This is a genomic window from Halovulum sp. GXIMD14794 (assembly GCF_054457455.1).
This window is the reverse complement of the sequence record NZ_JBTLNF010000008.1, coordinates 305,823-323,481: the sequence shown is the minus strand read 5'-3', so window position 1 is coordinate 323,481 and position 17,659 is coordinate 305,823. Positions and strand designations below refer to the sequence as shown.

At 62.9% G+C, this 17,659-nt stretch carries 16 protein-coding genes and 2 pseudogenes; 7 read left to right on the top strand and 11 right to left on the bottom strand.

Annotated elements, in window-relative coordinates; genetic code table 11:
- Positions 1-240 (top strand): carboxymuconolactone decarboxylase family protein (locus ACW9UR_RS20740; RefSeq protein ID WP_458918971.1); only part of this gene is annotated, 240 nt, incomplete at its 5' end.
- Positions 241-287: 47 nt separating this feature from the next.
- Entirely contained in the window at positions 288-1,052 is a 765-nt protein-coding gene (locus ACW9UR_RS20735) for an SDR family oxidoreductase (RefSeq protein ID WP_458918970.1), read from the top strand.
- Between the two features lie 76 nt (positions 1,053-1,128).
- On the opposite strand, the gene ACW9UR_RS20730 is transcribed toward ACW9UR_RS20735, so the two are convergent.
- Positions 1,129-1,761 (bottom strand): tyrosine-type recombinase/integrase, encoded by a 633-nt coding sequence (locus ACW9UR_RS20730; RefSeq protein WP_458918969.1) that lies wholly within the window; start codon positions 1,759-1,761, stop codon positions 1,129-1,131.
- 162 nt (positions 1,762-1,923) lie between these two features.
- Between ACW9UR_RS20730 and ACW9UR_RS20725 the strand changes: the two are divergent.
- A pseudogene (locus ACW9UR_RS20725) lies at positions 1,924-2,154 on the top strand (DDE-type integrase/transposase/recombinase); the annotation flags it as partial.
- Between the two features lie 218 nt (positions 2,155-2,372).
- A complete protein-coding gene (locus ACW9UR_RS20720; RefSeq protein WP_458918968.1) occupies positions 2,373-2,642 on the top strand; it encodes a DUF1858 domain-containing protein in 270 nt (89 codons plus the stop codon).
- On the opposite strand, the gene ACW9UR_RS20715 is transcribed toward ACW9UR_RS20720, so the two are convergent.
- Positions 2,617-3,318: a Crp/Fnr family transcriptional regulator gene (locus ACW9UR_RS20715; RefSeq protein WP_458918967.1), complete on the bottom strand. Its 702-nt coding sequence runs from the start codon at positions 3,316-3,318 to the stop codon at positions 2,617-2,619. The two genes, ACW9UR_RS20720 and ACW9UR_RS20715, sit on opposite strands and share 26 nt — an antisense overlap.
- Positions 3,319-3,429: 111 nt before the next feature.
- On the opposite strand from ACW9UR_RS20715, the gene ACW9UR_RS20710 reads away from it, so the two are divergent.
- Entirely contained in the window at positions 3,430-4,629 is a 1,200-nt protein-coding gene (locus tag ACW9UR_RS20710) for an NnrS family protein (RefSeq protein WP_458918966.1), read from the top strand.
- A gap of 37 nt (positions 4,630-4,666) precedes the next feature.
- Here ACW9UR_RS20710 and ACW9UR_RS20705 read toward each other — a convergent pair whose 3' ends face one another.
- Genes ACW9UR_RS20705 through ACW9UR_RS20665 form a run of 9 tightly spaced genes read right to left on the bottom strand, consistent with a single transcriptional unit; the run spans position 4,667 to position 14,119 of the window.
- Positions 4,667-5,089, bottom strand: coding sequence for a c-type cytochrome (locus ACW9UR_RS20705; protein ID WP_458918965.1), 423 nt, complete (start codon positions 5,087-5,089; stop codon positions 4,667-4,669).
- A gap of 14 nt (positions 5,090-5,103) precedes the next feature.
- Complete coding sequence (locus ACW9UR_RS20700) at positions 5,104-6,021, bottom strand: FAD:protein FMN transferase (RefSeq protein ID WP_458918964.1); 918 nt, start codon at positions 6,019-6,021, stop codon at positions 5,104-5,106.
- 1 nt (position 6,022) lies between these two features.
- Positions 6,023-6,577, bottom strand: a complete 555-nt coding sequence (locus tag ACW9UR_RS20695) for a nitrous oxide reductase accessory protein NosL (protein WP_458918963.1) — start codon at positions 6,575-6,577, stop codon at positions 6,023-6,025.
- On the bottom strand, positions 6,574-7,401 hold the full coding sequence (locus ACW9UR_RS20690; RefSeq protein ID WP_458918962.1) for an ABC transporter permease: 828 nt from the start codon (positions 7,399-7,401) through the stop codon (positions 6,574-6,576). The genes ACW9UR_RS20695 and ACW9UR_RS20690 overlap by 4 nt, the downstream gene beginning before the upstream one ends.
- A complete protein-coding gene (locus ACW9UR_RS20685; protein ID WP_458918961.1) occupies positions 7,401-8,291 on the bottom strand; it encodes an ABC transporter ATP-binding protein in 891 nt (296 codons plus the stop codon). The genes ACW9UR_RS20690 and ACW9UR_RS20685 overlap by 1 nt, the downstream gene beginning before the upstream one ends.
- Positions 8,260-9,591, bottom strand: coding sequence for a nitrous oxide reductase family maturation protein NosD (locus tag ACW9UR_RS20680; protein WP_458918960.1), 1,332 nt, complete (start codon positions 9,589-9,591; stop codon positions 8,260-8,262). The genes ACW9UR_RS20685 and ACW9UR_RS20680 overlap by 32 nt, the downstream gene beginning before the upstream one ends.
- Positions 9,588-11,534 (bottom strand): TAT-dependent nitrous-oxide reductase, encoded by a 1,947-nt coding sequence (nosZ, locus tag ACW9UR_RS20675; RefSeq protein WP_458918959.1) that lies wholly within the window; start codon positions 11,532-11,534, stop codon positions 9,588-9,590. The genes ACW9UR_RS20680 and nosZ overlap by 4 nt, the downstream gene beginning before the upstream one ends.
- A gap of 5 nt (positions 11,535-11,539) precedes the next feature.
- Positions 11,540-13,735 (bottom strand): 4Fe-4S binding protein, encoded by a 2,196-nt coding sequence (locus ACW9UR_RS20670; RefSeq protein ID WP_458918958.1) that lies wholly within the window; start codon positions 13,733-13,735, stop codon positions 11,540-11,542.
- Positions 13,736-13,738: 3 nt separating this feature from the next.
- Positions 13,739-14,119, bottom strand: a complete 381-nt coding sequence (locus ACW9UR_RS20665) for a hypothetical protein (RefSeq protein ID WP_458918957.1) — start codon at positions 14,117-14,119, stop codon at positions 13,739-13,741.
- Between the two features lie 166 nt (positions 14,120-14,285).
- Here ACW9UR_RS20665 and ACW9UR_RS20660 point away from each other — a divergent pair.
- Positions 14,286-14,969 (top strand): annotated as a pseudogene (locus ACW9UR_RS20660) (IS6 family transposase).
- Positions 14,970-15,678: 709 nt separating this feature from the next.
- Positions 15,679-17,535, top strand: coding sequence for a TniQ family protein (locus tag ACW9UR_RS20655; protein WP_458918956.1), 1,857 nt, complete (start codon positions 15,679-15,681; stop codon positions 17,533-17,535).
- Positions 17,536-17,659 lie beyond the last annotated feature (124 nt).

Here is a 17,659-nt window from a genome sequence, read left to right as displayed (position 1 = left end):
CTTGCCGCGCTCTGGTCCTTTACCCGGCAAGTCGCCATCGCGCGCGGGGAAGCTGCCGAGGCGGTTCCCGGCTTCCTCGCCGCTGGGTTCACGAAAGCCAACGTGCTCGATGTGGTGACAATCATCGCAACGAAGGTCCTGTCGAACTACACGGCGGCGCTGGCCTCCGTCCCTGATGAGGACTTCATGTCCGACCCCGCCCTCGCTTGGACGCCTTCGATGGCGACTGCTGCCGAGTAACCCGTACGGCCGGGGTCTCTCGCCCCGACCGACACTGGAGAGACAACATGACCTTCAAAGACAAAACCGTCGTCGTGACCGGCGCCAGCCGGGGCATCGGAGAAGCGACCGCCCGCCATCTCGCGGCCCTCGGCGCGCATGTCGTGCTGGCGGCACGCGGCGCCAGCCGGATCAACACGATCGCGGAGGAGTTGAACGAAGACGGCCTGTCAGCCTGTGCCTGGCCGACGGATGTGGCCGACGCCGCGCAGGTGAAATCCTTGATCGACGCGACGGTGGACGAAACTGGGCGGATCGACCTGCTGGTGAACAACGCCGGCCTGATCGACCCGATCGCCAGGTTGGGCGAAAGCGATCCCGACGCATGGGGGCACATCGTCGATGTGAACCTCAAGGGAGTCTATCACGGGCTGCGTTTTGCCATTCCAGTGATGGTCGCGCAGGGCGGGGGAACTGTCGTGAACATCTCGTCCGGTGCGGCGACCTCGGCCCTGGAAGGCTGGAGCCACTATTGCTCCACCAAGGCGGCCGCCCTGTCCCTGACCCGAGTGGCCGACAGGGAGTATCGCAGCAAGGGTGTCCGCGTCATAGGCCTCAGCCCCGGAACAGTAGCAACGGGGATGCAGAAGCAGATCCGAACGTCAGGCATCAATCCCGTCAGTCAACTGGACTGGTCGGCGCATATCCCCGCGGATTGGGTGGCGCGGGCGATCGAATGGCTGACGACGGCGGCAGCAGATGCCTATCGCGGCACCGACTTCTCGCTGAAAACCGACGAGGGGCGACGTCTGGCCGGCCTTCCCTGTGGCTGAAATCACCGAGCAGACCTTGGGCAGCCCAGTGATATATGAAAGCCTCAGGGCCGTCCGCGACGGACGACCCAGCAGATCATATCTCGACCGACTCGGAGATCGAGAGCGCGTCCTCCAACTCGACGCCGAGGTAACGGACGGTGCTGTCCATCTTCGTATGACCTAGCAGCAATTGCACCGCACGAAGATTTCCGGTCTTGCGATAGATCTGGGCAACTTTGGTCCGTCGCATCGAGTGCGTGCCGTACGAGCTGGGTTCGAGGTCGATCGAGCTCACCCAGCCCCGGACCAGCCTGGCGTATTGCCGGGTCGAGATGTGCAGGCGTTCGTGAAATCGGCCGGGCCAGAGGTGTTCCGACCCGATCATCTGTGGGTCATCCATCCAGCGCGCGAGCGACTTCCGGGTGCCTTCGGTGATTTCGAAGCGGACAGGCCTTTGGGTTTTGCTCTGGATGATCGAAGCGCGTTCTTTGATTTGGCCCGCTGCATAGACGTCCGCGACCTTCAGTTTTACCAGGTCACAGCCTCGGAGCTTGCTGTCGATGGCGAGGTTGAAAAGAGCAAGATCTCGGTGGTTTTCAGAGATTTCGAGGCGCACGCGGATTGCCCAGACGTGCTTGGGCATGAGTGGGCGTTTCTGACCGATGACGCGTCCCTTGTTCCAGGCTCGACGGCAGGTGCGAATGGCAGGTAAGTTGGCGATGGACATGACGGCTCCTGCTGTCCGCCACGCCCTGCCACGACACCAACCTGGTGTTGGTGCGCCATCATACCACGCAGATCAGGTAGCAGGGCCAATGTCGGCTCGGAGCCCGGAGCGGGCATGATCGTCATCGAATAGACCTTCCCCCGTAATCCGGGCCATAGCTAGGAAACGGGGCGCTGGGCAAACAACAGGGCGGAGAACTCGCATCTTACCTTCCGGCGACGAGAACGAGCGATGATCCGGTTCCGGCGGATGCGAAGCTTGCAGAAATTCGCCGCCGTCCACGCCTCAGTCTCCAACTAATTTAACCAGGAACGCAGCCTTTCAAGTAGAGACAATTTCAAAGCCCAGCGAACCGCTGCTCTCGTCGAGTGGCGGGCACTTTGTGCCGGGTAAGTTCATGTCATTGGCGGAAAACTGAGACTAGTTAGAAATAGTTTGCCAGCACAACGGTAACTCGTTGTGACCGGCCGTTCGCCGGAACCCGGCATCAGCCCGCCACAATCTCACGCCAGTCTGCCAAGGCAGCAGCTCGGAAAACGTTCCCGGCGGGTGACTGATCGTAGTTCCGCTTCAGTCCGGACTTGCGCGCGCGCAAACTCTATGGGCTGCAGATGTGGGAACCTGACCAGATCACAAAGGGCGGACATGTGATGCTGGCGGATATCGACGATCCTGACCTGACCATGGACGAGATGTTCAGGACTTGGCCTGAGACAGCTTCTGTATTCGTAAAGCGGGGCATGCTGTGTGTCGGTTGCCCCATCGCCCCGTTCCACACTCTGATAGACGCGTGTCGGGAGTATCAGCTTGGAGAAGAGGTCATACGCGACGAGCTGAAAGCGCTCATCTCGTCCGCTATGGTGTGCCACCGGCACCGCTGAGCAGGACCAGCCGGTGGGGGTCGGTAACGACGATGTGCCTGCGTGTGCTGCTGACAATCCCCTGCTTCTCCCACGCCGAAAGGAGGCGGCTGACGGTGTGCAGCGTCGAACCGGTCATCTCGGCGATGGTGGCACGGGTGATCGGGAACACGATCTCGATCCCGCTATCGACCTTTCGGCCGGACTGGTTCACCAGTTGCAGCAGGACGGACGCAATGCGCTGTTCGACCGCCCGTGTCGCGAGTTCCTCGATTCGTGTGTGAAGCTCCTGCATGCGGTCGCCGATAGTACGCCATGTCTCGGTCGCGAACCCTTCGTACCTGCCCACAAAGGTCCCCCACAACCTGGTCGGCCAGCACAGGGTCAGGCATTCCTCGGCGGCGACGGCGGTCGCCGGATAGGCATCGAGATTGAAAGCCGGGGCGATACCGAACAACTGCCCTGGCGGGATATGCAGAGGAACGACCTGCTCGCCATCCTTGGTCGTTCGGATGACACGTATCGTGCCGTCGAGAAGTAGGAAGAAGCGCTCGGCCTCGGCGCCGGCGGTGAAGATGCTGGTTCCTTCATCCCAACGTTGCGGCGTCGCCTGGTCGAGGATCTCATGGATCTGGCCAACGGTAAGTCGCGCGAAGGGTGGCAGGCCGGTCAGAAGACTTGGGTCGAGTTTGAGCACGGTTTCACGCCGAGTTTGCGGGAGCACAAGGACTGCACCCTTTGGCTTAGTGCATCCAGCCCGAAGACGAAACCAGAGTAAATCTTCCTGTGCATAATGGGAGCTCGTGCCATGCCCCGTCCCAGCTATCAGGGACCTGCCGTCTTCAGCCTAGGTTTCCGCCCCTTCTTCTTGGTTGCTGTAGGATTCGGAGGCCTGATCGTTCCACTCTGGTGGCTTGTCTGGCGCGGAGACGTGATCATCGACGGCCCTTTCGCGCCCGTCGATTGGCATGTGCACGAGATGATCTTCGGCTATGGCGCTGCTGTCGTTGCCGGTTTCCTGTTCACGGCGGTACCGAACTGGACCGGAAGAATGCCGAAACAGGGCTGGCCTCTGGCGTTTCTCGCGCTGCTTTGGATCGCGGGGCGAGTCGTCGTTGCGGGGGTTCCATCACTGAATCCCGTTGCGGTCGCGGGAGTAGACTGCGCCTTCCTACTGGTGATAGCAGGCGTCTTTCTGACCGAGATCCTGGCAGGCCGAAACTGGCGAAACCTGAAGGTTCTGGCGCCCCTGTTTCTTCTTCTTTGCGCCAATGTCAGCTTTCATGCCGAGGCGCTGGCAACAGGGGCGGTGACCATCGGCAGTCGATTGGGGCTGGCCGCGATGGTTCTGTTGATCATGCTGATCGGGGGTCGCATCGTGCCGAGCTTCACCCGTAACTGGCTCGCCGAATGCAAGGTGACCCGGCTGCCGCTGCCCTTCGGTCGGTTCGATGCCATCGCTCTCGGCACGGGGGCGGTTGCGCTTGCAGGATGGTCTCTGATTGGTCCGTCCATGGCGGTCGCCGTCTTGCTGGCGCTTGCCGGCTTCCTGCACGTTCTACGCCTTGCGCGCTGGCGCGGAGGCGCGACGTGGCGAAACCCGCTGCTTCTGATGCTGCACGTCGCCTATGCTTTCGTTCCACTCGGGCTGCTTGCCGCCGCGGCGGGCTCAGCGGGCGTCATCCCGGATGCGGCAGGTCTTCACCTTCTTGGTATCGGAGCCATCGCAGGCATGACCCTTGCGGTGATGATGCGCGCGACGCTTGGACATACCGGGCGTGATCTGACCGCTGGGCCTGCGCTGACGGCAGCGTTCTTTCTGGTGATGGCGGCCGCGCTTACCCGGGTTCTGCTGGCTCACGGAGCGGTGGCCGGCATCGACGGTATAACTCTCGCGGCGCTTCTGTGGACGATCGGGTATGCAATTGCCTTGTGGCGCATGCTCCCCTGGCTCGTGGGCGAAAAGGTAGGGTTGAAGAAGCCGGCGCGGCGGGTCGTCAAGCCCTGATCGGAGCAGGACGCCGCCACGCCGGCAGGGGGATCGCTCAGCTACCGCCGCCAACCGAGGCCAGGTAGGCGGCCATGTCCTCAGCGCCCTTGCGATGCTTGAAGGTCATTGCGGACTTTGCTGCGGGGTCATCCAGAACCTCTTGCAGCCATGCGGTCGGATCCTGGATGTAGACTGCCAGGTTTTCCTCGTCCCAGACGATCCCGGACTCGCCGGCTGCAACGAGCGATGCGCCGTAGCTGAACCCTTCCAGAGACCCCGGTGCCCGACCGATCACGCCGTAGAGGTTCGGTCCGGTCTTGCCGCCCTTCTGGATGTCGGTTCCGTCTTCGGCGGTGATCGCATGGCAGGACCGGCAGCGCGTGAAATCCGATTCGCCTTTCGCCGCGTCGGCGGCATCGACGGCACCGCCCGTCAGCGCAACGGCGGCGGCAATGGTGAGCGTCAGTCTGGTTCGCATCCTAGTTCCCCTTGTTACTGCGTGTCAGCTTCGGTCTGGAGGTTTTCCAGGCGAGCTTCTTTGCCCTTCCGCAATGTCGCAATGACTTCACTCGCTCCTTCCGCAAGGCAAAGGCCGGTGGAAAGCGCGTCCGCCAGAGCGGCGCTTGGTGCACTGATCGAGATCTGGCGGATCCCCGGAGTGCGCGGGATACCGGAGCGCGGGTCGAGGATGTGTCCGACCGCGCCGATCTGGTCCAGCGTGGTACCCATGTACGCCGAGGTGGCGATTGCGCGGTTGCTCAGCGGACGCGAGATGCCAGACCCCGCGAACTCGACCGGCCAGCCTTTCTGATCCGGTGCGGAGCCCAGAGCGACGATTTCGCCGGTGTCGATCAGCACGTCGCGAATGCCCTCGGACTGCATCAGCCGGGCGATGCGATCGGCGATGTAGCCCTGTGCGATACCGTTCAACGTCAGGCGCTGCCCGGCTTCCAGCGCTATACGGGTGACGTCAAAACGGACGCGGGTGAAACCGATGGCGGATCTGGCGCGGGCAAGATCCTCTGGGTTCGGCTGCACTCCGCCGGCGCCGGCTTCGGCTAGCACTTGCCAGAGCGGCTGGACGGTGGGATCGAACATGCCACCGGTCATGCGGTGGACCTGCCATGCGGTGGTCAGGCATTCAAGCAACTCGAAAGGTGGTGCGATCAGATGCCCGTCGGCGTTCAACCGCTCGATGGCGGAGCCCGACCGGTAGAGACTGAAAATATCCTCGAGCCTGTCGATTTCAGCGAGCGCCCGGCCGGTGATCCGCTCGGCGTCCGGGTGATTTAGCACGATCTGAGCCCGCGCCCCGAGCGCGGTACCCTGCCACCGATAGGCCTGCGCAGCAGGTGCGGCCAATGCGGCGGCAGAGGCTATGGCAAGGAAACGACGTCTTGAGACGGCCATGTCAGTTTCTCCCGCTATCCGTTTTCAGAGCATTCAGACGCGCCGTGATTTCGTCGGTTTCTGAAGGCAACTCCGCCACCGGCGCCAGCACGTCTTCCGGGCCGATCTGATCGAACTGCCTCAGCTCGCCCCCGTGGCGCGCGGCAAAGGCGCGGGCGGCCTCGCGATCCGAGAAAGGCACGAACTCGGGCGCGCCCATTCCGCCAAATCGGTCCGAGCCGATCACGTAGACGGCGTTTTCGACCGGAATCCAGGCTCCGGGCCTGGCCCAGTCTGTTATCCCGGCCATGTCCTGCACGTATATTGCGCGCACAGCGTGGCTCTGTTCGGGCATGTGGAGGTACGCGACGGTGTCTTTCACCTGGCTGAAAAAGATCGGGGCAGGCATGCCGTCCAAGTGGATCTGCCCTTTCGGGCCGACGTGCTCCAGAAGCTCCATCTGACAGTAGTAGCCGACCGCGTCGGGTGTCAGCTCGACCGGATCGGGTCGGTTCGCGGCCTCTTCCTTGCACGAGGCCAGCGTGAACAGAGACAGGGCGAGCAACAGGCGTTTCATGGCTGGACCCTCCCGAATGCTGCGCGCGATAGCAGTGCTGCGGCGGCCGGCCAGAGCAACAGGGATGCGAGGGGTTTCCACGCGGGGATCGATGTGGCAGCCCCGCCCAGGCCCGAGGCTGTTCCGACCGCTTCGGACGCCGCGAGATTGAAGATCCGGAAGGCGTCTGCCGGGTTGGCGACCAGCAGCCACGGGAAGGCCTGCTGCGTGAAACTGCCGCCGTCATCGGCCACGATCGCGGCCAGCAGCCCCAGGTCGTAGAGTACAATCAGTACCAGCCAGAGCGCGATGGCCATGCCGGCCGCGGCCGAGGGTCGACGCGCCAGCGACGATATCGCGTGCCCGAGGGACAGGAAGGCCGCGCCCAGCAGCACCGAGGTCCAGATCAGCCTAAGGAGAGCCGGAAGCCCCTCCAGCGCCGCCGTCCCGCTGGTTTGTAATGCCACGAGTGCCGCCACTGCGTAGCCCAGCGTGACAGCAAGCGACACGATGGCAAGTTGCGCCGCCAATTTGCCCGCAAGCATTTCGCCTCGACCGAGGGGGTAGGTCAGATGCAGGGGAAGGGTGCCGCGCTCGACCTCTCCGGCGACGGCGTCAAAGGAGATCAGAAGGGCCAGCAGCGGCACCAGGTAGACCGATAGCGAGGTCAGGCTGGCAACGGTTACCGACAGTCGGTCGATGCCAAGCTCTCCGCTGGGCGCCGAGCCCGCAACTGAGAGAACCAGCGAGAACAGGGCCATCATCAGCGTGGCGATTAGAACCCAGCGGTTACGCAGCGCTATCAGGAACTCGATGCGGGAAGTGGAAAGGATACGTGTGAACATCAGGCGGCCCTCTGGCTGATGTGGGCGTAGACGTCGTCGAGGCTGGGCGGGAGCATGTCGAAATCGGCAAGCGTGTCACCCGACCCGGACAGTCGCGCCATAAGTGCCAGCTTTTCCGATTGTGGGCAGGTCAGCGTCAGCAGGTCCGCGGTACGCTGTGCCTCGGGGAAAGCAGCGGCGAGATCGGCTTCGCGGCCAAGGCGGGGGTGCAGGGTCACGGTGAGGGGCAGCGCGGCTTCGCTGCGCAGGGCCTCCAGCGTGCCTTCGGCGACCTTGCAGCCCTTCGAAAGGATCACGATCCGATCGGTCCTTGTCTCGACTTCCGACAGCGCGTGCGAGGACAGAAGGATCGCGGTTCCCGAAGCGGCAAGTTCGTCGAGGAGCCCGTAGAACTCCCGCCGGGACACCGGGTCGAGCCCGCTTGTCGGCTCGTCCAGCACCATCAGTCGGGGCCGTCCGATCAGCGCCTGGGCCAGTCCGACCCGTTGCCGCATGCCCTTGGAATAGGTCCCGATCCTGCGGTCGGCGGCCTCGGCCAGGCCGACCCTCTCCACCAGGGATCCGGCTTCGCGTGCGGACGCCCCGCGCAGGCGCAGGAAATGGCGGATTTGCTCGCGCGCGGTGAGTGCCGGGTGGAAGGCGACGTTCTCGGGCAGGTAGGCTGTCAGTGCGCGTGCGACCGGCGAGCCGGGGGCGTGGCCCGCAACCTCGATCCGGCCATCGCTGGCCGCGATCAGGCCCAGCACAAGTTTCATCAGCGTCGACTTGCCCGCCCCGTTGTGGCCGAGCAGGGCGACCCGTTCGCCCGCTGCAAGCGACAGGTCGACAGCATCGAGGGCGGTCGTGAGCCCGTAGCGCCTAGTCAGGTTGGAAAGGCTGAGAATCGTCATGCCGACCTCCTTTCGCCCAGAGCGGTTCCGCCCTTGCGAGGGCGAGAAAGGTTTCGGGGATCTCGCGGACCGGGGGCGCGGTGAGCGGGTGGCTGTCCACCACACCTCCCGGAAGCGTCGCGGGAAACTGTTCCTGGCTCCACCGGACCAGCTGCACCGCGGGGGCGCCCAAGAGCAGCTTGGCCGCCGGTTGCGACCAGAGGATGTGATCCATCAGATCGTTCGGCCGGTAGGCGCTGTCGGCTCGCGCATCGCCGTCCAGATCGAAGGCGGGGTGGTCGGACCAGAAATTGCCGCGCCCCTCGAAACTCCACTCGATGTCGCGGGTGCCGACGTATTTCACCTGTGTCCGGTTGCCGATGAACGCGTTGCCGGTGATCGTGTTGCCCTCGGACCCCGCGGTGAAATGGATGCCGATGTCGCAGCCGTCGAAGACGTTCTCGGCCAGCAGGTTGTGATGGCTGTTGTAGATGAAGCCGCATTTCTCGGCGCCGTGAACCACGAGGTTGCCGAAAACGTCCGAGGACTTGGTGTAGTTCAGCATCACGCCGTAATCGCGGTCTCCGATCGAGATATTTTCCCGCGCGGTGATCCTGTCGGAATACATCATCGCGAAGCCGAGGTGATTGCCGATCGAGACATTGCCCGCGACCTCGCTGTCGTTGGTGTACATGTAGTGGACCGCGAAGCGCAGGTCCCGCATCAGGTTGTCGCGATAGACGTTGCGCTTCGAGACGTTCGAGAAGATGCCGTCGCGGCCGTAGCGGATCTCGTTGCCTTCGACGACCGCACCAGGGGCGTTCCAAACGTAGACGCCGTTGCCCCTGTCGTTCATGCGTTGCAGCCGCAGACCGGTGATCCGGTTGCCCTTCACCAGCGCGTCGCGGGCGCCGTGGATATCAACACCGTAGAGATTACCGTCGATCACGTTGTCGAGCACCAGCGCGCCGCGCGCTTTCTGCGTCAGGGACACGCCGGAGTCGATCGCCTCGTGCGACCGGCCCGAGCCGGTCAACGTAAGCGTTGTGATCGTCACCCCCGGCGCATCGACTGTCACGACCGAGCCTCGCCCGCCCGCGTCGATCAGTGCGCCGGGTTCGCCGCGCAAGGTCAGCGGCAGGGTGACATGGACCGGGCCGGCATGCCGCCCCGGTGCCAGAACAAGCTCGTCCCCCTCCGTCGCAGCGGCAAGCGCATTGGCCAGCCGCCCGGGCTCTGCAGGCACATTGATCTGGTCGGCGATCGCGGGACCGCCGGCCAGGATCAACGCAAACGCCAGGAGGGAGAGAGACGGATTCATGCGCCGCTGGGCTCCACGAACATGCGTCCGCGCATTTCCATGTGGAGCGCGTGGCAGAACCACTGGCAATAGTACCAGTAGACGCCCGGTTTCGACGCCGTGAACGTGACCGACGAGGTGGCTTGAGGACCGACCTCCATCGCGACCCCGTGGTTGTTCATCGTGAAGCCATGGGTGAGGTCGTCGATATCGTCGAGGTTCGTGACGATCACCGTGACCTCGTCATCCTGTTTCACCGTGAAGTTCGACAAGGCGAATTCCGGCGCCTGGCTGGATATGTAGACCCGCACCTTGTTGCCGTCGCGGATCACCGTGTCCTGCCAGTCGTCCAGGTCGATGCCGTCCGCCTCGGCCTGGGCCCGGGTATCGGCCCACATCGGATCGTTCCGGTCCCAGACGCTTTTGGGATTGACCTTCGAGCGATGCACGATGATCGAGTCGTGCGGTTCGGCGAAGGTCGGCCCGTCATGCAGGAGCGTCAGTTCGTTGCCCTCGATGGAGAACAGCTGCTCGTTTTCCGGCTTCAGCGGCCCGACGTTCAGGAACCGGTCCTTGGAGAACTTGTTCATCGTCAGGTAGTACTTCGCGCTCGCGTCGAGGGTCTCGCCCTCGCAGGTCGAGTTGTGGCCCGGCTGGTAATGCACGTCCTGCTTGGTCAGGATCGGATCGACGTCCTCGCCGTTGTAGGCCTTGATCGCATTCTCGATGTTCCACATGACAACCTGGCTATCGAGGAACAGCGTCGTGAGCGCATTGCCCTGCCCATCGAAGCAGGTGTGGAGCGGACCGAGGCCCAGTTCCGGCTCGGCGACCACGACCGACCGCGGATCGACGCTGTCGTCCTCGAAGAGCGTGTCGAACCTGGTCACATCCAGCACGCTGACCGTGGGTGATAGCTTTCCCGCGACGCACAGGTGGACCTTGTCGGGCGCCATGTTGATACCGTGGGGGCTGTTCGGGATCGGAACGTACCGGGTGTACTTCTTGTTCTGGCCCTTGCGCCCGTCGATCACCTTGACGCCGTTGAGCTCGATGAAATCGCCGTCGGCGATACCCTTCTCGATCTCCGCGATGTTGAAGATCACGATGTGATCCATCTCGGCTTCCATCATCTCGGGGAGGGTCACGCCCATTTCCGAGTTGTAGGATGTCGAGAAGGCATATTTGCCTTCGTAGTCGCAATCGGTGTTGTCGAGGTTGCCCGAAACCATCACCTGCCAGGCGATGGTCATGTCATCGGCGTTGATCGCGGTGTAGAAGTTCACGTACTGGCTCGGATCGTCTAGAACCGAACCGTCGTTGACCATGGGCACCTCGTCCTCGCCGTTGGCGAAAACGTAATTGGTGCGCGGCCACTTCTGCGGACGCAGCCCATGGATCGCCTTGGCGTTCGGGATGTCGATGATCTTATCGGCGCGCATCACGTCACATCGCACGCGGGCGACGCGGGTGTTGGCCTTGTCGTTCATGAACAGGTAGCGGCCGTCGTACTTGCCCTCGGTGAAGGACATGTGGACGTGATGCAAATCGCCGTTGTCATGCACGATCTTGCCCTGCGCCGCGAGATAGTCCTTCGTTTCGGGCAGCATGTCCTGGGTCAGGATCTTGAGCGACTCGTTGGTTTGCCCCCAGCCGGTCGCCGAGCACCGGTTGAACACCGGAACACGCATCAACTCGCGCATCGAGGGCACGCCGAGGATCCGCATCTCCCCAGTCTGGCCCGAGGACCAGAAGCCGTAGTATTCGTCGAGTTCACCCGGCCCGGGGAGGTCCGCGTGTCCGCCGGCCTGCGCGTTGGCCTGCGTCGCGGCACCGGCGCCCAGCGCCGCTGCGCCCCCGACAAACCCCAGCTTGCCGCTGGTACCACCCATGATCGCCGCCCCCGAAGCCGTGGCCCCGAGAAAACCGCGTCTGCTGACGCCCCGTTTCACATTGTCCGACATGGCCTTCACCCTTTCGCACTTTGAAGGTTGGGATGGTTGCCGATGGCCTCCGAACCTCTCCGAGGCACATCGACTGCACCGACCGCCGCGCGCCTTTTCAGCTTGCGCATGACGACGGGACATTTCGTTTCCGACTGGTAGAGCACCTGGCAGTGCATGCAGTTCAGACACTCGTTGGGATTGATTTCACCAGTGGGGTGGATCGCTTGGACGAAGCACTCGTTGGCGCAGGTCTGACAGGGGTTGCCGCATTCCTTGTAGCGCTTGAGCCAATTGAACATTCGCAGTCGCGCTGGGATCGCCAGCGCCGCGCCCAGCGGGCAGAGGTAGCGGCAGTAGAAGCGCTCGACGAAGAGCCCGGCGACGAGCAGTGCCGCGGCATAGGCGACGAACGGCCAGGCGCGCATGAATTTAAGGACAATGGCCGTCTTGAAGGGCTCGACCTCGGCCAGGTGCTCGGCCTGTTCGATCGAGGCTAGCGACACGCCGAAGAGCCCGAGGAAGACCATGTATTTCACTGCCCAGAGGCGCTCATGCAGCCCCCAGGGCAAGGTGATCTGCGGCACGCCTAGCTTGCGCGCGATCTGGTTGGTGAGTTCCTGCAGCGCGCCGAATGGGCAGAGCCAGCCGCAATAGGCGCCCCGCCCCCAGAAGAGCAGCGCCGCCGCGACCGAGAACCAGAGGATGAACGTCAGCGGATCCAGCAGGAATGCCTGCCAGCTGAAGCCCGTGGTCAGCGCGCCGAACAGCGCCATCAGGTTGACGACCGACAGCTGTGCATTCGCGTACCAGCCGAGAAAAACCAGCGTCAGCGCGAGAAAGGACATGCGGAACCAGTAGGTGAACCGCCCGGATTGGGTGACGTAGCTCTGGAAGAAGAACGCGACGGTCAGCACGGCCAGCATCACGCCGAGCGCCGCGATCTCGACCGTCTTGCCATCCCAGATCCTGCGCCAGAGGTCGGACTGCGCGGCCTGTTCTGCCTCCGGCCTATCGATCACCGCCGGTGGCGGAGGCGGCGCGGTATCGCGCAGGTAGGACGCAGGCAGCTTGTAGCCCAGTTCGAAAGTGGTGAAGGCTTTCTCAATCGCCGCGACCTCGCGCTGGACCAGCAGTTGCAGCTGGAACGGGCGGGTCGGGTCGAACCCTTGGTCGGCAGGGATCTTGAAAATATCCTTCTCGGTGAACTCGGGCGCGTCGCTGGCAACGATCTGCCCCATCCGCCGGTGCCCCCGATCCCGGAAGCGCACCGTCACGTCGTCCTGGATCAGCACGATCCGGTCGAAGATCCCGCCTCGCACGTAGCCGGAGCCTTTGAACGAGTACAAACCGCGCCCGACCACCGCGATGGCATGGTCTCCGGGCTCCAGCCACTCCTGCAGGTTCCTGTTGTCTGCTCCGCCGAGGATCGCCTCACCGATCGCCGGGACGCTGACCAGCGCCATTTGCATGTCGATAAAAGTGGTTTCGGAGGCTTCGGTCAACGGGCGGAGGGCGGCGCGCGGGTCGCTGACGGCCTCGAACGCGGCGTTCACCTGCCCAACGTCGAGGGACAGCCGGCGGATGGTGCCGTCGCCCTCCATTTCCATCCAGCTGTCGGGGGCGGTTGCGGTTTCGTCGATCTCGGCCATCGGGCCGATCTCGATCTCGGCCGTCAACCCGCCGAGACCAAGCGCGCGGGCGACCTTGAGCCCTGCCCGGATGATGCCGTCGTCGATCACCATGACGGTGACAGTGGCGCCAGAGATGATGTTCAGGTCATGTGCCGAACCGCGCTCCGCGGCTTCCGCGACTAGATCGACACCGCGATACCCGGCGGCCATGTCACGAATCTTGCGGTCGGGAATCCCGATCAGAACGATGGGTTCCGAGTGTTTGACTAACTCCACACCAAGCACCCGCGCGTCGTCGTCGATGGCGACCATGGTATGGATGGGTTTGCCGGAATACCCGGTTGTGCCGACGAAGTCCGAAGTGACGAAGACGAACCCGATCTCCTCCCCGTCGCTCAGGACGGGCGCGACCGGTACGTCCTGCCGAATTGCTCCCCAGGCGTCGGCGCCCTCGACAAGATCGGCGGGCGCGATGTCGGTCAGGTAGCGGGAGAGGATCGAATTGGACGGCTGCGCTGCAGCAGGCGATGCGGCCACCAACAGGAGGCACGCGACGAGGCGCAGAACTATGTGAAATGAGAAACACATGGGTCAGGAAAACTCCGGAATTGGAGGGCCGCGCGCATCGGGCAGCCCCATTCGTGCCGGTCGTCGAAGTCCGGTCGGTTCGGGAGCTTCGTCGAGAAACGCGATTGCTGGGAGGCGCGGAAGATCTCTGGTCTTTGGGGCGACGCCGATTGGCACCATCATGCAATCCGCGCAATGGCCGCACGCGGCTGACTGGCGCTCGACAAGATTGCCATCGCGGTCGAGGATCACCGTGCGCGTGCCGGTTTCGCTGCAGATGACGATCTCGGTCTGACCGGTGCGAGCGATCTCGTGAACCGTCCCGAGGTATCCCCCAGCCGCCGCCGACAGGGTAAGCGCGGCGACGAGAAATCCGACAGCAAGTGTGGCGATACCTCGGGTCATGAAGGCTGAATACGCCCGCATCGGCTTGGGGAGTTTGTTCCCGAGCAACAACGGCGCCGGATTTTTTCGCACCCGATCAACTGGCTTGAGCCGCTCAGAAAGTAGGCGCGGTCATGTCAGAAGAACTTCGCTTGAGCCGAGCAAGGGCGGCATCGAGTGTCGGGGCATCACGAAACCCAGCCCGTTCAAGTGGTTCAAGACGAGCCCCGAGATTATCCGTCTGGCGATGATGCTCTATGTCCGGTTCCCTCTGTCGCTCCGAAATGTCGAGGATCTGCTGCACGAGCGCGGTATCGATGTCAGCCACGAGATGGTGCGATATTGGTGGCATCGCTTTGGACCGATGTTTGCGGCCGAGATCCGGAAGCGGAGGATCGAGGGTTTGAGGTCGAGCCGTTGGCGGTGGCGTCTCGACGAATTGTTCGTGAAGATCAATGGCGAGCGATACTACCTTTGGTGCGCCGTTGATCACGAAGGCGAAGTGCTGGAGAGCTTTGTCACCAAGACCCGCGACAAGAAAGCAGCGCTGAAATTCCTTAGAAAGGCATTGCGCAAGCATGGGCGTCCTGAGGTCATCGTGACCGACAGGCTTCGGTCCTGCGGCGCCGCGCTGAAGGAGATCGGTTCTGCCCATCGCCAGGAAGCGGCGCGCTGGGCACACAACAGGGCGGAGAACTCGCATTTGCCCTGCCGACGACCAAAACGAGCGATGCTCCGGCTCTGGCTAATGCGAAGCTTGCAGAAACTCACATGCGTCCACGCCTCAGTCTCCAACCATTTTTACTAGGAACGCAGCCTTAGTAGTCGGGGAAATTTCAAGGCCCAGCGAACCGCTGCTCTCGTCGAGTAGCGGGCGCTTTGTACCGGGTAAGTTCATGTCATTAGTGGAGAACTGAGATTAGTTAGAAATAGTCTTCCAGCACCGGGTGGCTTGTGTCGGAGGTTGAAAGAGGAGAGAACCTCCCGGGTGTATACCCGATGAATGACGAGACGACGGCACGCCACAAGGCTGGGAAAGACAAGTGAAGCTGATCCAGTCGTCGGTCTTAACACGACCAGCGACGGGTTGAACTGGTAGCAACACCCGGTCTTCTCGCTCGAACGGTAGCCACAGCTTCGAACGACCGCCTTGTCCGCACTGCCGACTTTGCCCCCTGAAAATGCTGCGCCATGCATGAATGGCTGGTCTAGGGAATCTGCATTGCGGCACCGGCGCTACTTCTGGATGGCAGCTATGGGCCGAAACGCCATTCGGACTCTTCGACGGGATTGGCTGCTATGTCCGCACTGCGGACCTCGGGCCGCTTCCAAAGCGCGCAAGTGCGGCGAACGTCGGGTTCGGCGGGCCGCGCTGCAGCATCCTGAGCAGGGATCGGAGGTCGGCTTTGGGCCGGCCGCGCCGGTTGACCGCGCAAGGAACTGCCGGCCTCCGGGGCCCGCTTTTGCGGATTGGCGGGGTGACAGCCTCCCGGTGAACTCTTTGAGTCCGGCTGCTCCGTCACCAAAGCGGTGTGGACAATCCGGATCGATTGAGACATGCCCGCCTTCGCTCTCGAGAAATGCGCTGCATCGTGACACTACCGCTTCCTCTACGCCCGACGCCCGTTCCGCGGGAAACAGTCCATTCGTTTCTTTCGCGCCTGGCGGCAATGAACCGCGTGGGAGCTGCGGATTTTTCCAGTGACATGGGCTTTTCGTTCAAGGGGATCCTCCACCTCGATGAAACCGCGCTCGGTCGCCTTGCCGAAGTTGGTGGTGTCGACGATGCGCAGGTCAAGGAAATGCTCTCATGGACTGGCCAACGTGCCGGGGATTTCCGCACCGTGTTTCGCGGTGAATCGTTCGTGTCCCGAGCGCTTCGCAACCCCGTCATGAAGGGCTGCCCGATCTGCCTTCGTGAAGATGCCGCGGATCATCACGGAGAGCCTCTTGAAGCGATGGTGATGCGGGGCCACTGGTTGATGCGGGAAGCCGCGACCTGCGTACGGCATCACCATCCTCTCGTGCTGCTGTGGGAAGCGCGCCATCCCGGGAAGCGCCTCGACGTCGGCGCCCGACTCTCAGAGCTCTTGTCGGACATCCTCGGCGGTGCACTGGATGCAACTGGTCGGGAGCCAACCCCATACGATCTGTGGCTTGATGCCCGCCTCGAGGACGGCAGCGACACCACTTGGCTAGCAGGCCAGTCCCTGGATGCCGCGACCACGGTCTGTCGGGCTTTTGGATCGGATCTCCTACGGCTGAACCAGGAGGAGGATCTGTCTCCGCGCGAAGAGCCCTGTGCGGCGCGAGCCTTGGGATTTGAAGTGGTACGCCATGGCGAGGACGCCATCCATCGCGCACTCGATCGATTGCTGGTGGCGGAGAGCAATGAGAAGGCCAAGCCGAGCGGGGCATTCGGCACGCTCTATGGCCTTCTGTCGGTAGACAAGCGCGACGACGAGCAGTTCGACGCATTCCGCGACATCCTGCGCGAGTTCATCCTCGATACCTGGCCGGTTGCTACCGGGCAGTTTGTTCTCGGAAGGGAGGTTCAAGAGCGCCGACTGCACTCGGTCGGGTCCGCGGCCCAGGAAGCCGGGATGACCCCTGAGCTGGTCGAGCAGATCCTGGTCCATTCCGGCGCACTCCCCGAAGACGATGACAGGCCGGCGCTCAGGCGAACATTTAACGCCAAGCTATACGCTGAGCTTCTGGAAGTACTGCCGAACTTGGTAGGCCCCCGCGAATTGCGCAAAGCCATGGGCGCTACGCGAACGCAACTGGATTCGCTCGTCGAGGATGGCGTTCTTGTACCACGGATCGACATGAAGACACTCAAGTCCCCTTGGCTCCTCACGGATGGTACAAATTTGGTTGCCGAACTTCAGGGATCCGCCGTGAAGCAAGAGGGGCCGGACAGTGCATGGGAAACGATCCAGAACGCACAGAAGCGCTCCGGCGTTCGTGTCGGGACCATCATCTCGGCCATTCGTAGCGGCGATCTGCGGGTGGCCAAGTGCGCCGCACCTGCCGGGTATGGCGGGCTCCTCGTCCCAAAGGCCGAGATCGATAAGATGGTGGTCTCCACCGCTGCCTTGCCCGGCGATGCCGCGATGTCGGCCGCGGTATTCGGTAGAAAGATCGGTATGAGGAACAACAACCGGTTCTCCCGGTTGGTCGAAGCGGGCCATACGCCAGGACGGTGGATGAGACATCCGAAAACCAACGTGAGGTCGCTCTACCTCTCGGAGACGGACATAGCCGCGTTCCACGCTAGGTTCTTCACGCTGCCGACGATGGCCGCGGAGTTTGGGGAGCATCGCCAGACCCTATTGGCCAAGCTCAGGGCCGCAGGCATCAAGCCCTATGCACCGGACGGAGAGGACTATGGTTTCCTTTATCTACGGAAAGACGTCGAGAGCGTCCTTCGCTGATCGCTCGGGCACAGCCGCCTTGAACGCATTCTATTAGCAAGTGCGAGCCAACTATAACGCGCTATGCGCCATTTAAGGCGGGCGCCGCGTCAATCTCGCGCTGAAATGCTGCTTGACAGGTCAT